11 protein-coding genes and 1 riboswitch are annotated in these 15,999 nt (G+C 67.0%); of the genes, 7 read left to right on the top strand and 4 right to left on the bottom strand.

Annotation, left to right across the window (positions count from 1 at the left end):
* The first annotated feature begins 27 nt into the window (after window positions 1–27).
* Window positions 28–1,605, top strand: a complete 1,578-nt coding sequence (locus ACQY39_RS01530) for a hypothetical protein (RefSeq protein ID WP_428503141.1) — start codon at window positions 28–30, stop codon at window positions 1,603–1,605.
* Window positions 1,606–1,617: 12 nt separating this feature from the next.
* Here the strand turns inward: ACQY39_RS01530 and ACQY39_RS01525 are convergent, their stop codons facing one another.
* The 3 genes from ACQY39_RS01525 to ACQY39_RS01515 are packed head-to-tail and all read right to left on the bottom strand — an operon-like array spanning window position 1,618 to window position 2,875.
* Window positions 1,618–2,214 carry a DinB family protein gene (locus ACQY39_RS01525; protein WP_428503140.1) on the bottom strand — a complete coding sequence of 199 codons (597 nt, stop codon included), beginning with the start codon at window positions 2,212–2,214 and terminating at the stop codon, window positions 1,618–1,620.
* 17 nt (window positions 2,215–2,231) lie between these two features.
* The gene (locus ACQY39_RS01520; RefSeq protein ID WP_428503139.1) at window positions 2,232–2,480 is read right to left on the bottom strand and encodes a TfoX/Sxy family DNA transformation protein; all 249 of its coding nucleotides are present in this window, start codon (window positions 2,478–2,480) and stop codon (window positions 2,232–2,234) included.
* Window positions 2,481–2,485: 5 nt separating this feature from the next.
* Window positions 2,486–2,875, bottom strand: coding sequence for a VOC family protein (locus ACQY39_RS01515; RefSeq protein ID WP_428503138.1), 390 nt, complete (start codon window positions 2,873–2,875; stop codon window positions 2,486–2,488).
* 185 nt (window positions 2,876–3,060) lie between these two features.
* Here ACQY39_RS01515 and ACQY39_RS01510 point away from each other — a divergent pair, with 185 nt between their 5' ends.
* The 6 genes from ACQY39_RS01510 (at window position 3,061) to ACQY39_RS01485 (ending at window position 14,415) form a co-directional block, all read left to right on the top strand.
* Window positions 3,061–4,512, top strand: a complete 1,452-nt coding sequence (locus ACQY39_RS01510; protein ID WP_428503137.1) for a M16 family metallopeptidase — start codon at window positions 3,061–3,063, stop codon at window positions 4,510–4,512.
* Window positions 4,509–6,044, top strand: a complete 1,536-nt coding sequence (locus ACQY39_RS01505) for a M16 family metallopeptidase (protein WP_428503136.1) — start codon at window positions 4,509–4,511, stop codon at window positions 6,042–6,044. The genes ACQY39_RS01510 and ACQY39_RS01505 overlap by 4 nt, the downstream gene beginning before the upstream one ends.
* A 29-nt stretch (window positions 6,045–6,073) precedes the next feature.
* Window positions 6,074–6,201: riboswitch (yybP-ykoY riboswitch) on the top strand.
* Between the two features lie 99 nt (window positions 6,202–6,300).
* Window positions 6,301–6,882, top strand: coding sequence for a TMEM165/GDT1 family protein (locus tag ACQY39_RS01500; RefSeq protein WP_428503135.1), 582 nt, complete (start codon window positions 6,301–6,303; stop codon window positions 6,880–6,882).
* 210 nt (window positions 6,883–7,092) lie between these two features.
* On the top strand, window positions 7,093–8,247 hold the full coding sequence (locus tag ACQY39_RS01495; RefSeq protein WP_428503134.1) for a response regulator: 1,155 nt from the start codon (window positions 7,093–7,095) through the stop codon (window positions 8,245–8,247).
* 33 nt (window positions 8,248–8,280) lie between these two features.
* The gene (locus ACQY39_RS01490) at window positions 8,281–11,421 is read left to right on the top strand and encodes an ATP-binding protein (RefSeq protein WP_428503133.1); all 3,141 of its coding nucleotides are present in this window, start codon (window positions 8,281–8,283) and stop codon (window positions 11,419–11,421) included.
* A 258-nt stretch (window positions 11,422–11,679) separates the two neighbouring features.
* Window positions 11,680–14,415 (top strand): TonB-dependent receptor, encoded by a 2,736-nt coding sequence (locus tag ACQY39_RS01485; protein WP_428503132.1) that lies wholly within the window; start codon window positions 11,680–11,682, stop codon window positions 14,413–14,415.
* Window positions 14,416–14,488: 73 nt separating this feature from the next.
* Here ACQY39_RS01485 and glpK read toward each other — a convergent pair whose 3' ends face one another.
* Entirely contained in the window at window positions 14,489–15,982 is a 1,494-nt protein-coding gene (gene glpK / locus ACQY39_RS01480) for a glycerol kinase GlpK (protein ID WP_428503131.1), read from the bottom strand.
* Window positions 15,983–15,999 lie beyond the last annotated feature (17 nt).

Below are 15,999 nucleotides of genomic sequence, written 5' to 3'. Positions count from 1 at the left end.
GATCGATCAGCCCGGAGCGCCATCCCTGTGAGTTCTTCTCAGCCCCTCAGCCCTCTCGTCACGCCCAGCAGCACGGCGTTGGACCGCCCTGACCTGGAGCAGTTTGCCCGCGCGGATGGCGGCTTCTCCGCTGCCTTCATCCGTGCCCTGGCCGCACTGGCCGCGGCCGATGGTTTTGTCACCCTGGGCGAGTACGAGTTGGTGTCGGCCTTGGCGGCGCGCTTGCAGGATTCGGCCTTGGGTGCCCATGCGGCCTTGCGTGCGCTGGAGTCGCCGCTGGAGCAGAAGGCGGCGTTTGCCCAGCTCAGGCGGGCCAGCGCCGAGGCGCCTGAGGCCCAGCGCCGCCAGGCCTTTCTTGATGCCCGGCCCTTGCTGCAGCTGCAGGGTGAGCAGGCCTACAAATTTGCCCAGGAGCTGGCGCAGGCCTTGCTCTTGCCCGGTGAGGAGCTGCCGCGCCTGGCGGAATCGCTGGGCCCTGCGCCCTCGCTGTGGAAGACCGTCAGCCGCCAGTCGGCTCGCCTGTTCGGCGGCCGGCCCTTGCTGCCGGCAGCGCAGACGGCGGCGCGGCTCTCGGGTGATGTTGATCTGGCCCTGGGCGTGGGCCGTTATCTGGACGGCGCCAGCAGTGAGCAGGTCTTGCAACAAGGCATGAGCTCCAGCCTGACCGTGCTGGCTCGGCGCCTCAGTGAGTTCGAGCGCGGCTTGCTGGCGCCGGTTCCAGATGCGGGTTCGGCGGCCGCCTATTCGCAGCGGGTGGAGCAGCTGTTCCAGCAGGTGGGCCAGCGCATCGCCATGGTCGAGGCACGTATTGCGCATGAGAAACGCAGCTTCGAGGAGGACTTCGAGGAGCTGATCCACGATGCCGGCAATGCCGTCGAGCTGCAGATGCTGGAGCGCCTGCGCACCGACGACTGGACCGAGCACAAGGTCTGGGCCGAGATGGCGCGCTCGACCTTTGCCAAGGAGCTGGAGCGCCGCCTGGACCGCGCCGCCCGCCGCCAGGAAGGGCAGCTGCGCCTGCTGAAGGAAGAGCTGCGCCTGTTTCGCGAGGAGTTCAGCCTGGTTCATGCCAGCGTGCTGGAGCGCCCGCACCACAGCCAGCTGCGCCGCCTGATGCCGGCGCTGCAGATCAGCACGCGGCTCAAGAATTCCACCGAGAGCGTGGCCGATCTGACCTTGGGCGCCGGTGCCGTCGCGGCGGCCGGCTCGGGTGTGGCCGTCTATGCCTTGGGTGCAGCGGCCGTGCTGCCGGTGATCGCGCCGGTCGTGCCGCTGGCCGGCGGGGCTTTGTTGGTGGCTGGCCTGCTCAAGTGGATGATGGACAAGGCCAGCCGCAAGGACGAGGAGCTGCGACACAAGCGCGAGGCCTTCGAGGCGGCGCTGCGCGAGCGCCTCACAGCCATGCGAGCCGACAGCTTTGCCCAGCTCGACACCTTGGGCCAGGAGTTCCGCGCCAGCGCCAATGCCTTGTTGCGGCCCTTGCTGCTGGAGGCAGAAGCGGCGCGCCAGCTGCCCGAGACCGAGCGCAGAGTCGCCCAGCGCGTGCTCAACGACACCCGCCAGGCCTTGCTGGCCCTGGGCCCGACGGCCGCGCCGGAGGTCTGAGCTAGGGTCGGATCAGCCCCAGACCTGGGCCTCGCTCCAGCCCAGCGCGCGGAACTCTTCGGCGCGCAGATCCGCCTCGCCGGCGCAGAAGAACTCGTCCAGCTGAGGCGGCTTGATGGCGGTGCCGGCCAGCATGGCGTGCACCTGGCCGCGGTGGTGGATCTGGTGCTGGAACAGATGGGAAAGCAGGCGTGTGCGGCTGTCCTGCTGGGCACCGCCGGGCCGGGCGATGGTGACGATGCGGCCCAGCTCGCCGTCGCGCAAGGCTCTGCAATAGGCCAGCAGGCGCTGGTCGACGGCGGCCTGCTCGCGCTGCAGCTCGGCGGCGTTCTGAAACGGCTCGTCGACAGCAAAGAACTGGTAGCAGTCCGGGTGCGGCGCCTGGCCCGCCAGTTCGCGCTCCAGTGCGTCGACATAGAACCAGTCCACGCAGAGATTGTGGTTCAGCGTCGCCTGGATGCTTGGGAAAAAGCTGCAACGTGTGGCTTGCAGCTCGGCCTGGCTCAGCCGGGCGCAGGCCGCCAGCAGGCGGTGGTTGGCCCAGGCATTGTTGTAGGCCATGCTGAGCAGGTGGTGGGCCAGAGGGTCGGTGTGGGTGTCGGGTTTCATGCGGGTCTCCTCAGGTTTCAGCGGGGTGCCAGACCCAGGTCGTCCAGGCGCAACAGGGCTTCGCTGCGGCGCTCGCGGGCGATGTCGCGCCAGTCGCGGTCTTCCTGCGCACCCATCAGGGCGTACAGAAGATTGAGGCTGGCCCCGGGCCATCGTGCCTTGAGCTGTGCATACAGCGCGTAGGCATCCTGCTGGCGCAGCTGGGCCAGGTCGTGGATGCCGAGCGCTGCGAGTTGCTCCTGGCTGCGGGGACCGAGGCCGCGCATGCGCGTCACGCCATCGGCGTGCAAAGCTCGACCAGGCTGCCGTCCGGGCAGCGCACATAGGCGACGGTCTGGCCCCAGGGCTTGGTGACCGGTTCCTTCAGCGGCGTGGCGCCGGCGGCGACGGCGCGGGCGAAGGCGGCCGGCACATCATCGGTGCTGAAGCCGATTTCCATGCCCAGCGGCCGGGCACTCTCGGCCGCCACCACATAGGGCTGGCCGACGCTGTCCAGCGCGGTTTCGTGGTCGACAAAGGCCAAGGCGGTGGCGCCGGTGTCCAGCTCGCCGTAAGCGCCCGACTCATGGAGGAAGCGCTGCTTCAGTCCGAAGGCGGCCTCGAAGAAGGCCAGGGAAGCGGCGACATCGGCCACGTAGACAATGGTGTAGGCATAGTTCATGCAGGTGACTCCTCAAGGCTGCACATCAGGGCCTGGGCATCTTGCCAGGATGCTGCTGACATGAGCTGTCAGCAGCGGCCGTGGCGGTATTCACCTTTCGGCTTTCACGGAGACAGCGCACCCTTGTGGCAGCATGGACGCCTGCGCGAGGCATGGCAGCAGAAGCATCAGACGATGGGATCAGCGTGAGCAGCAAGTACAGAACGGAAAACAAAGGGGGCGAGGAGGGGCTGGCGCGGCGCCGCTGTTTGCGAGCGGGCATCAGCTTGGCTTTGCTGAGCGCCTGGAGCCCGGTGCTCTGGGCCCAGGCTCAGGCTGCGACAGCCCAGGACGGCGCGGTCGCGCCGCTGAAGATCGCCCCGCTGGCCTTCGAGCGCCGCATCCTGGCCAATGGCCTGGAGCTGATCGCCTTGCCCCAGGCCGGTGCCACGGTCAGTGTGCAGCTTTGGTACCGGGTTGGCGGCAAGGACGACCCGGCCGGCCGCAGCGGGTTCGCGCATCTGTTCGAACACATGATGTTCAAGCGCACCCGTTACATGGCCAACGAGCAGTTCGACCGCATGACCGAGGATGTCGGCGGCAGCAACAATGCCTTCACTGCCGATGACATGACGGCCTACCACAGCGTCGTGCCGGCCAATCATCTGGAACCTCTGCTCTGGGCCGAGGCCGAGCGCATGTCCAACCTGACCGTGGACCAGGCCAATTTCGACAGTGAGCGCGCCGTGGTCAAGGAAGAGTACCGCCAGCGCGTGCTGGCCGAGCCCTACGGCCGCCTGTTCAATGCCGTGCCGCGCTTGGGCTACTTGCAGCATCCCTACCGCCGCCCGGTGATCGGCAGCATCGAAGAGTTGGACGCAGCCACCGTGCAGGACGTCAGCGCCTTCCATGCCCAGTACTACCGGCCGGACAACGCGGTGCTGATCGTCACCGGCGCTTTTGACCCGGTGCAGCTGAACCGCTGGGTCAACCATTACTTTGGCAGCATTCGCCCGCCCAGCAGCCCCGTGCCGCGCGTCCAGGTGGCCGAGCCGCGGCGCGCGCGCGACGAGCTGCACCAGCTCAAGGCACCCAATGTGCCGCTGCCGGCGGCCCTGCTGATCTGGCAAGGCCCCAAGGCTTCGAGCGTCGATGCGCCGGTCTGGCAGGTCGCGCAAGGCCTGCTGGCTATGGGCGAGTCCTCGCGTCTGAACGAGAGCCTGGTCCATCGCCAGCAACTGGCGCAGAGCGCTGGCTTCGAGGCCCAGCTCAATGCCGATGCCGGCCTGCTGGTGGCCCATGCGATTGCCGCCGGCAAGCAGAACGCCGCCGATCTGGTGGCGCCGCTGACGCGCGAGCTGCTCAAGCTGGCCGAGGAGCCCATCGCTCCGGCCGAGCTGGAGAAGGTCAAGGCCCAGCTGCTGACCGCCGCCCTGATCCGCCGCCAGACGCCGCTGGGTCTGGGCGAGGTGCTGGGCGAGGCGGCCTTGCTGCGTGGCGATGTGCAGTGGGTGAACCGCGAGTTGAACGATTTGCAGGCCGTCACGGCCGCCGATGTGCAGCGGGTGCTCAAGCGAGATGTGCTGCGCGGTGCGCGCGTGACGGTGCTGTATGAAGCCGATGGATCGGCGAGCAAGAAGAAGGGGGGCAAGCCATGAGCGCGCTCGCAAGGCTGTGGCGCCCCGCGGCTCAGGCGGCCTTGGCGGCCGCACTGGGCTTGCTGCCGGGTTGGGTCGCGGCTCAGGTGGGCTTTGATTCGCCGCCCCGGCCGGCTTCGGCCCAGGCGCTGGAACTGCCGGCGTTCAGACAGTCCCGTCTGCCCAATGGCTTGGGTCTGGCCGTGGTCGAACGGCGCAGCCAGCCCCTGGTGACGGCCATGCTGCTGCTGCAGACCGGGGCCGTCTATGACCCGCCGGGCAAAGCCGGTCTGGCCGAGCTCAGTGTGGCCATGATGGGCAAGGGCGTGCAGCGTGGCGCCGAGGCCGTGCCGGCGGCCGAGCTGGCCGCCGCCGTCGAGGGCTTGGGCACGCAGCTTGAGATCGGCAGCGGTGCGCGCAGCAGCCAGCTCGGCGTGACCGTGGCCAGCAACCGCCTGGACGCCAGCCTGGGCCTGCTGGCCGAGATGCTGCGCAACCCCAGCCTCAGCGAGGAGGAGTTCGCGCGCATGCAGGCGCAGGCCGCTGACGCCCTGAAGTTGGGCCGCTCCGACCCCGCCCAGCTGGCGGCGCAAGTGGCGCGCCGCCTTTACTGGGGCGAAAGCCCACAGGGCCGCCAGGCGACACCGGCCACGCTGGCGCGCATCCAGCTCGATGACGTGCGCGCCTTCCACCGCCTGCATCTGCGGCCCGACCGGGTCACCCTGATCCTGGCCGGGGACATCGACCCGGCCCAGGCGCGCGCTTTGGCCGACAAGCATTTCGGCAAGTGGCGCGCGCCGCGCACGGCCCTGCCGCAGATGCCCGCCCTGGCCCCCAAACCCCTGGCCACCAAGACGGTGCTGGTGGACCTGCCCGGTGCGGGCCAGAGCGCGGTGCTGGTGATGGCGCCGGCCGCCGCGCCCAGCCCGGTGCCGCTGGCCCAGCTGCAGGCCGAGACGCAGGCCCTGGAGGTGGTGACTCAGCAAGCCAATGCCCTGGCCAACACGGTGCTGGGCGTCGGCTATTCCTCGCGCATCAACCAGGAGGTGCGTATCAAGCGCGGCCTCAGCTACGGCGCGGCCAGCGGCATCGAGGCCTTGCCGGGCGGGGCGGTGCTAATCACCAGCGCCCAGACCAAGCACGAGAGCGCCGGCGAGGTGGCCGCGCTGATGCAGCAGGAGATCCGCCGCATGGCCGCCGAGCGCGTGCCCGACCCCGAGTTTGTGGCGCGCCGCGCGGTGCTGATCGGTGAATTCGGCCGCCAGCTGGAGACCACGGCCGGCCTGGCCGGCTTGGCCGCTGATGGTCTGATTCGCGGCCGCCCCTTGGCCGAGCTGAGCCGGGTGCCCGAAGAGCTGGCGGCGCTGGACGGCGAATCGACCCGATTGCTGGCCAGCCGCCATTGGCAGGCCGAGCGCCTGCGCACCGTCATCGTGGCCGATTTCAAGCAGGGCGGCTTGGCCCTGCGCCAGCAGTTCCCCGATGCGCTGTTGCTCAAGGCTGAGGAGGTCGACCTGGCCAGCCCGACCCTGAAGCGCGGCGGCCGCAAGTAGGCAGGGCCGCCGGCCTCTGCGTCTACAATCGCGCCGTCATTGGGGAGTAGCCGCTGCAGCCACCCCGGCTGCCGGCCCGCGTCAACACACTTGGTCGAGCGTTCGACCATGGCGCGGGCAGTGTCAAGGATTGCGCCACACGCAAGACCTGACCCCTGGCAAGACCTTTGACCACCCACACCTGCTTTGCGGCCGGCGTGTGCGTGGTCAATGGGTTCTTACATGCCGGCCGCAGGAAGAAAAGTGTTCGCCCTCCATGGAAGCCTTCCTCGTCTCCACCGGCATCGTTGCCCTCGCTGAAATCGGCGATAAGACCCAGCTGCTGGCCTTTTTGCTGGCCGCGCGCTTTCGCAAGCCCCTGCCCATCATCCTCGGTATCTTCATCGCCACCGTGGTCAACCACGCCGGCGCGGGCGCCCTGGGCGCCTGGATCACCGCGCAAGTCAGCCCCACCGTGATGCGCTGGGTGCTGGGCGTGGGCTTCCTCGCCATGGCCGTCTGGACCCTGATCCCGGACAAAATCGACGAGGAAGAAGAGGGCGGCAAGGGCCTGAAGCTGGGCGTGTTGGGCACCACCATCGTCGCCTTCTTCCTGGCCGAAATGGGCGACAAGACCCAGATCGCCACCGTCGCCCTGGCCGCGCAGTACCAGGCCTTTGTGGCCGTGGTGGCCGGCACCACCCTGGGCATGATGATCGCCAATGTGCCGGCCGTGCTGCTCGGCGAGCGCATCGCCGGGCGGATTCCGGTGCGTCTGGTCCACGGCATTGCCGCGGCCATCTTCGCCGTGATCGGCCTGGCCACCCTGGCCGGTGCAGGGCAAAGCCTGGGCTTCTGAGCGCGGAGACCTTGCTGCCCGGCGCCAGCTTCCTTCGCGAGGCGGTGCGCAGGGCTGGTCACTGTGCGGCTTTGCTGGTTCAATGGCCCGGCCTCCTTCTGCTTTCTCAAGTTCGGCGCCAGGGCGTCGAAACCAGAAGGCTGTTGGAGACGGGTTCGGGGTGTCTGAACCACCTTCGAACGAGCATGATCGCCAGGGGAGTCAAGCAATATGACGGTGCGTTCTCATGTCTTGCTGGTCGATGACGACGAGCTGACCTTGCAAATGTTGGAGGCCACGCTGGAAGGCGACTTCCAGGTGAGCCAAGTGACCAGCGGGGTCGAGGCCCTGGCCCGCTGCCAGAGTGACCCACCCGATCTGGTGGTGCTCGATGTCGACATGCCCGAGATGGACGGCTACGAGACCTGCCGCCAGATCAAGGCCGGTGGCGCCAGCAGCGAGATCCCGGTGATCTTCCATTCCGCGCGCACCAGCATCGAGGAGCGCCTGCAAGGCTACGCGGCCGGCGGTGCCGACTACCTGTCCAAGCCTTTCGATGCGCCCGAACTGCTGGCCAAGATCAATCTGGTGCTGGCCCACCGCGACCGCCAGCGCGAGCTGAGCGGCCAGCTCGACGAGGTGATGAATGCCGTGCTGTCCTCCGCCGATATGGTGGGCGAGGCCGGCGTGGTGCTGGAGTTCCAGCGCCAGTTGGTGGGTTGCGACAGCTACGAGGCGGTGGCGCGCGCCATGATCGAGGCCTTGCAGCGCTACGCCTTGGACGGCTGTGTGCGCATCCGTGGCGGCAGCGAGGTCTACTCCGGCAATGCCAAGGGCCCCTGCAGCGCGCTGGAGAATTCCATCCTCGATCATCTGCAGAGTCAGACCGAGGGTCAGCGCATCCGCCCGTTCGGACCTCACACCGGTTTTACCTATGGACGGGTGGTGCTGTTCGTGCGCGATCTGCGCATGGACCGCGGCGCCGATATGGACCGCGCCGAGTCCGATCGCATGGGCCGGGCGATCGACAATGTTGCGCTGCTGGTCGAGGGCGCGGTGCAGCGGGTCGGCGCCCTGGAGGCGGTCGTGGCCACCAAGGACCTGGCCGATGTGCGCTACCTCGTCAGCATGACGCGTGACGCGTTGACCGACATCTCGGCCCGCAACCAGGCGCAGCGCCAGGAGGTCAAGCAGGTCTTCGACAGCCTCAACGCCGAAGTCGAGAACAGCTTTCTGCACCTCGGCCTGAGCCAGTCGCAGGAGGACCACCTGAGCAGCATCATCAAGCAGCATCTGGAGGCGGCCATGGGCGCCCTGGGCAAGAGCCAGGAGGTCGAGAAATTCCTGGGGCGGGTGATCCACAAGCTCAGCCAGCACTCCGCCTGAGCCAGGGCCGGGCTTGCGCTGACCATCGCCCCCATGTTCGCGCCTTCCAACGCTCGCACGACCGAGGCTTTTGACGAGCCTTCCGCCATCGAGCCACCGCTGGATGCGGCGCAACAGCAGTCCTTGCAGGGTTTCAAGTCGCGGCTGGACGCGGTCATGGCGCGCAATGCCCGGGTCTTTCTGGCCCTGGTGATGCTGGGCGCGCTGGCGCAGATTGCCAGCACACTGAGCGAGACCTCGCTGCCTTGGTCGATGCGCTTGACGCGCATCGGTACCAGCTCGGCGGTGCTGTTGATCTGCCTGTGCTCGCTGATGTTTGCCCTGCGCTGGGGCGCCCGGCTGGCGGCGGCCTTCTTCAGCAGCGCCTTGCTGCTGGTGCTGTTTGGTGCTGCCGCTTGGTATGGCAATGGTGTGCGCTCGTCCGGCATGTCCGGCGCGCTCGCCTTGGTGGTGGTGCTGGGCATGATGGTCGGCGCCAAGGCCGCCGTGCGCGGCACGCTGGCTGCGGTTCTGGGCTATCTCACGCTGTGGTTGCTGGAGCGGATCGGCGTGATTCCGGGTCTGAACGCCAGCAACACGCCACCGCTGGCCAGCTATGCCGTGGTCTTCAGCGTGTCGGCGGGTTTGATCGGTTGGTTGGTGCTGCGTTATGGCACCCTGTTCTGGGAGGTCACCCATTCGCTCGAGGGCTCACGCCGCTTGCTGGCCGACACCGTGCGCGCGCAGCAAAAAGTGGCCCATGAGCTGCGCGAAAGCGAAGAGCGCCTGCGCATGCTGCTGGACAGCTCGCTGACCAGCATCCAGATCCTTGAAGGGGACAGCGGCGCCTTGCGTTTCGCCAATGCCCAGACGCTGGAGAAATACGGCTGCGAGCGCGCCACCGACCTGGATACCGCCCTGATGCACCCAGGCGGCCTGTATTCGAAAGCGGCCCTGATGGTTTGGGTCCAACGGACGCTGAACGAGGGCCCCCAGTACTTCGAGTGGCAGTCCCGCCGGCGCGACGGCGAGCCGATCTGGTGGGACATGAAGATGGACCGCATGCAGCTGGCCGGCCAGCCCTGTGTGGTGCTCTTCGGTCACGACATCACCGCCCGGGTGCGTGCCGAAGCCGAGCTGCGGGTGCAGCAGGGCCGTCTGGAAGACGATGTGCGCCTGCGCACCGCCGAGCTGCAGGCCGAAAAGCAGCGCATGCAGGACATCCTCGAAGCCCTGCCCATCACGCTGAGCATTCGCGATATCGCCGGCCATTACACCTTGGTCAACCGGGCCTTCGAGCTGGCCAGCGGCTTCAGTCGCGAGCAGGTGCTCAGCCGCACGCCGGCCGAATTGTTTGCGCCCGAGGTGGCCGCCGAGATTGCCGAAAGCGATGCCCAGCTGCTGGCCGGCAGCCTCAGCCTGAGCAGCGAGCGGCAGATCCAGCATCCCAAGGACGGCCCGCACGACTATTTGCTGACCATGGTGGTCTTGGTCGATGCGCGCAAGCAGCATTACGGCATCCTGAACTTGGGCACCGATGTCACCTCGCTCAAGCGCTTGCAGCGCGAGCTCAGCCTGGCCAAGGACGAGGCTGAGCGCCTGGCGCGCGCCAAGAGCGATTTCCTGGCCAATATGAGCCACGAGATCCGCACGCCGCTCAATGCCGTGCTGGGCCTGGCCCAGCTGGGCGTCAGCCGCAGCAGCGACCCGCTGGCCAGCCGCAATGGCTTTGAGCGCATCGTCCGCTCGGGCCGTCATTTGCTGGGCGTGATCAATGACATCCTGGATTACTCCAAGGTCGAGAGCGGCAAGCTCGACATTGAAAGCCTGCCCTGCAATCTGGTGCACCTGGCCAAGGAGGTGATCGACCTGGTGTCCGAGCGCGCCGACGCCAAGAACTTGCGTTTGCGCATGGAATACAAGTGCAGCTTTGACTGGGTGGCTTTGGACTCGCTGCGCGTCACCCAGATCCTGGTCAATTTGTTGGCCAATGCCATCAAGTTCACCGACAAAGGTCGGGTCACGCTGGCGCTGGAAGCGCAGCAGGACTGGCTGCGCCTGTCCGTCAGCGACACCGGCTTGGGCATTGCGCCCGAGCAGCAGGCGCGCATCTTCCGCGCCTTTGAGCAGGCCGACAGCTCGACCACGCGCCAATTCGGCGGCACCGGCCTGGGCCTGAGCATCAGCAGCCAGCTGGCGCGCGCCATGGGCGGCGAGATCGAGGTGGACAGCGTGCTCGGTCGTGGCTCCTGCTTCACCCTGCGCCTGCCCTTGCAGCGCGTGGACCCGGCCCTGCTGCCGGTCGGCGCCACGGTGCCGGCCGCGCGCCTGGATGCGCCGCAGGCCGCCGCCGGCGCCAGCCTGCAGGGCTTGCGTCTGCTGATCACCGACGATGTCGACATCAACCGGGAGATCCTGCAGGACATGCTGACCGTGGCCGGCGCCGATGTGCTCAGCGCCGACAGCGGTGCCCAGGCGATTGCCCGTCTGCGCGAAGCCGGCCCGTCCGGCATCGACCTGGTGTTGATGGATGTGCAGATGCCCGATATGGACGGCTACGAGACCACCCGCCGTCTGCACCAACTGGCGCCGCAACTGCCGGTGGTGGCGCTGACCGCCCATGCGCTGGCCGAGGAACGCCAACGCTGTCTGGCCGCCGGCATGGTGGCTCATATCAGCAAGCCGATCGACCAGGCTGAGTTGATCCGCACCTTGCTGAGCCTGACGGCTGAAATGCCGCGCCGGGGCGCTGCGGCGGCCCCGGGTGGCGAAGCGCCGCTGGTGCGGGCGGCCGTCGAAAGCCCGGTTGAAGCTCCGGCCCACAGCACCTGGCCGGAGCTGCCCGGCACCGACTTCGAGGCCGCATTGACGCGTTGCGCCGGCCGCCATGAGCTGCTGTCCAAATTGCTCGGCACCTTTGCCAAGCAATATGCCCAGCATCAGTCGCTGTTCGAGGAGGCGCGCATCAGCGGCCCGGCGACTCTGGGCAGTGCCGCCCACCGACTCAAAGGCCTGGCCGGTAATCTGGGCTTGGTCCGCCTGGCCGAGCGGGCCGCGGCTTTGGAGCAGGCGAGCGGGCCAAGCGGTGAGCCGGCCCAATTGCCCGAAGTCTTGCTGGCCCTGAGCCGGGAACTCGGCCCCCTGGTCGCCGGCATCCAGGCCTGGCGCCAGCAGAACGGCCACCCGCCGGGCTGAGTCCACCGCCAGCTTGGAATCGAGGCCTGCGATCGGGTAGGCCGCATCGATGCACTTGTCATGTGTGGAAAGTCACTCCCCCTGATGTGAGGCGATGCGAAAAGGCAACTCGAAGGGTTTGCCCCCGCACGACCGGGCTGGACCGAAGGGAAGAATCCTGCCACCCCACCATCCGCGTGAGGCCTTGCGGCTTGCGTCGACAGCTTGGCTGACGGCCCAAGCCCACTGCACATGATTCGAACAAAGAAGGAGTGTTGTATGTTGAAGAAAAAACGCTTGTGTACCGCTTTGGCATTGGTTTATGCCGGCGGACTGAGCTTGATGGCGCCTGCCATGGCGCAGGAAACCCTGGAACGTGTCTCCATCACCGGTTCCTCGATCAAGCGCCTGGATTCTGAAACGGCGCTGCCGGTGACCGTGGTCACACGAGCCCAGATTGAGGCCAGCGGCGCCACCAACACCGAGGAGCTGCTCAAGCGCGTCTCGGCCAACTCCGCCATGCTGTCTGACACCGGTCAAGGCACCGGTTATGGCACTTCGAACGCCAATTTGCGCGGTATGGGTGCGAACTCCACCCTGGTCTTGCTGAACGGCCGCCGCTTGGCTAACCACCCGTTCGGTAGCATCGGCGGCGCCGCATCGGTTGATCTGAATAGCATTCCGTTTGCTGCCATCGAGAAGATCGAAGTGCTGCGTGATGGCGCTTCAGCGGTGTATGGAAGCGACGCGGTTGCCGGCGTGATCAATTTCATCACCCGCAAGGACTACCGCAACGGTGAGGTTTCGGTGCGCTACGGCAATACCGAAGCCGGCATCGGCGGCGCGGAAAAGGGCGCCACCCTGGCCGTGGGCTTTGGCGACATCGCCAGCAATGGCTTCAATGTGCTGCTGACCGCCAACGTCCAGAAGAACACCCGCCTGCGCGCCATCGACCAGGGCTTCTACAACCGCGGCGTCGACGAAGTGCCGGGTTCCGACAAGCCCTCGTCCAGCGCCCCGTTCCCGGGCTATATCGAAGGCCTGATCGGCCCCGGTGCCTATCCGGAGTACCCGGCCGACCCGCGCTTCACCCCCTGCGGTGAACCGACCTCCTTCATCGTCGTGCGCGGCCCCTCGCCCAACGGTCTGGAGCGCCGCACCTGCCGCTTCATCTTTGCGGCCACCCTGGACAACCTGCCTGACCAAGACAAGGCCGATGTGTTCGGTCGCGTGACCTTCAACGCCGCCAAGGATCACCAGCTCTTCGTCGAAGGCTCGTTTGGGCGCAACCAAGGCATCGGCCGCGTCGCCCCGACCCCGATCCGCGAAGGCTTTGGCCCCTTCAACGCTGAGAAGTTTGCTTTCGAGCCGGTGCTGATGCCGGTGACCAGCAAGTACTACCCGCGTGAGCTGCTGACCAAGCTGGGCTATGAGGTGCCCGCCACCGGCATGGCCGGCATTGCCTTGCGCGCCATCCCGGCCGGCAACCGCATCAGCGACAACACCAACACCCAGAAGCGTTTTGTCTTCGGCTCCACCGGCATGCTCGCCGGCTGGGACTACGACACCGCCATCAATGTGGCCCGTGCCGAAGGCCTGCTGGACTACAAGGGCTACATCCATGAAGCTCGTTTTCTGAAGGCAATTGCCACCGGCAACCTGAACCCCTTCGGTCCCGGCGATGCCACACACGATGCGCTCTGGGCCTCGGCCGCGATGGAGGGCAAGATGCGCCAGTCGACCAGCACCACCACCGCCTTTGACTTCAAGGTCAACAAGGAGTTGATGCCCATGGCGGGTGGCAATATGGCGATGGCAGCAGGCATCGACTTGCGCAACGAGAAGGCCGATGACCGGCCGCTCAATGCCGACTACGCTGCCGGCCAGCACATTGGCGGCGAAGGCACGGTGCCCGCCACCAAGGCCTCGCGCAATTTGAAGGCAGCATTTGTTGAGCTGTCTCTGCCTTTCGCCAAGGGCTGGGAACTCGGCTTGTCATCGCGCTTCGACAAGTACAGCGACTTCGGTTCCACTTTCAACCCGCGCGCTAATGTGCGTTTCCAACCCACACGAGAGTTGGTGCTTCGTACTGCCGTTGGTACTGGCTTCCGCGCTCCGACGCTGTGGGACGTGAACTCGCCCGTTTCTTTCGGCAATACCGCTGACAGCGTGGAAGACCCAGCTTGCCCGGATCCGACCGAGTTGGCTGGCCGTTGCAACACTCAAGTGCCTATCAAGGCTTCTGCGGCCCCGAACTTGAAGCCTGAGAAGAGCCGTCAGTTCTCGGCCGGTGTGGTCTTTGAACCGTCCAAGTCGCTCACCATGGCTGTGGATTACTACAACATCACGAAGAAGGACACGATCGGCGTCATCGCTGCGGATACCTTGCTGACCACGCCTGATTTGCTTTCGCGCTTCGGCAGCCGCGTCAAGCGCAATGCGCAGAAGTTCATCCTGTTTGTGGAGACGCCGGTCGACAACCTCGGCGATCTGAACATCTCGGGTGTGGACGTGGATGTGCGCGGCCGTCTGAACCTGGGTGATGGTGGCCGCCTGAATCTGGGCGTCGCTGGCTCCTATGTGATCAAGTACGACGCACAGAAGTACGCCGGTGGCCCCACCGGTCACTTCGCCGGCACCGGCGGCGACAGCACCGTGGCCCCCGTGCCGCGCTGGCAGCACACGGCAACCGCTGAATGGCAGTACAGCAATGTCAGCCTGACGCTGGAGCATGTCTACACACGTGGTTGGCTGGAGTCCGCGTCTTCGGTGGGCGCCAATATTGGCGTTTTCGAGCCGCACCAGGTCCGCAACAGTGAGCGCGTCAATATGTCGGTCGCCTACAAGGGCATCAAGGGCGTGACCGCGCGACTGGGCGTGCGCAATGCGTTTGACGAAGAGCCGCCTTATGTCGCGTCTTCGTCCTACGGTTCGCATGCGGCTGGTTATGCGGCGTCCTTCACTGACCCGCGCGGTCGCTTCTGGTACGGCAGCCTGAGCTACCAGTTCAAGTAAGCACCGTCAGCGCTAGACCCTGACCCCGCCCCGGCCTCGTGCCGCGGCGGGGTTTTTCATGGCCAGACGGTGCTCAGGGCGCAGTGACCTGGCGCACCGCGTGGTCCCACTCGGCCATGCGTGCGGCGGCGCGGTTGCGGTCAACGCTGGGCTCGAAACGCCGCTCGGCCTGCCACTGGGCGCTGAGCTCATCCAGGCCGGTATAGACGCCGCAGCTCAGGCCGGCCAGATAGGCCGCGCCCAGGGCCGTGGTTTCGATCACGCGCGGGCGCACCACGGCGATGCCCAGCAGATCGGCCTGGAACTGCATCAAGAGGTCGTTGACGCAGGCGCCACCGTCCACGCGCAACTCTTGCAGCGGGGCGCTGCCGGCGGCATGGGCGTCGCGGCTCATGGCCTGCAAGAGGGCAGCGCTCTGGAAGGCGATGCTTTCGACCGCGGCGCGGGCGATGTGGGCCTGCGTGCTGCCGCGGCTCAGGCCCAGGATGGCGCCGCGCGCCTCGGCCCGCCAATAGGGCGCGCCCAGACCGGTGAAGGCCGGCACGAACATCACGCCGCCGGCATCGGGCACGCTTTCGGCCAGGCTTTGCACGGCGCCGCTGTTCGGGATGATCTGCAGTCCGTCGCGCAGCCACTGCACCACGGCACCGCCGACGAAGACGCTGCCTTCGAGCGCGAACTCAGGGCTCGCCGTGGTCTGGGCGGCGCTGGTGTTGATCAATCCATGGGTCGAGCTCTGGAATTGCGTGCCGGTGTGCATCAGCATGAAGCAGCCGGTGCCGTAGGTGTTCTTGGCCATGCCGGGCCGGAAGCAGGCCTGGCCGAACAGGGCCGCCTGCTGGTCGCCGGCGACGCCGCCGATGGCGATCTCGCCGCCCAGGTGCTGGGCTGCCACGCGACCGAAATCACCACTCGACGGGCGCACCTCGGGCAGCAGCGCAGGCGGAATCTCCATCAGGGCCAGCAACTCCTCGTCCCAACGATTGCGCTGCACATCGAAGAGCAGGGTGCGCGCGGCATTGCTGACATCGGTGGCGTGCACGTCGCCGGCCGTGAGATTCCAGATCAGCCAGCTGTCGATGGTGCCGAAGGCCAGCTCGCCGCGCTCGGCCCGGGCGCGCGCGCCCGGGATGTGGTCGAGCAGCCACTTGAGCTTGGTGCCGGAAAAGTAGGGGTCGATCAGCAGGCCGGTCTTGGCCCGCACCATCGGGGTCAGGTCTTGCGCGCGCAGCTCGGCGCAGAAGGGCTCGGTGCGGCGGTCTTGCCAGACGATGGCGTGGTGCAGGGGCTGGCCGGTCCGGCGGTCCCAGAGCACGGTGGTCTCGCGCTGGTTGGTGATGCCGACGGCGGCGATATCGCTGGCGCGCAAGTCCGCTTGGCGCAGGGCGGCTTGCGCCGTGGCCAGCTGGCTCTGCCAGATCTCCAGCGCATCGTGCTCGACCCAGCCGGGCTGGGGGAAATGCTGGGCAAATTCCTGCTGGGCCATGGCCACGATGCGGCCGCTGCGTTCGAAGACGATGGCGCGCGAGCTGGAGGTGCCCTGGTCGAGAGCGAGCAAATACGACATGGCGTCAAGCCCTTGGC

The sequence above is a fragment of the Roseateles sp. genome (genome assembly GCF_965262435.1).
In the GTDB taxonomy this organism is placed as follows: Bacteria; Pseudomonadota; Gammaproteobacteria; order Burkholderiales; family Burkholderiaceae_C; genus Paucibacter_A.
The sequence above is the reverse complement of the archived record's forward strand: the minus strand, read 5'-3'. Positions and strand labels throughout refer to the sequence as shown.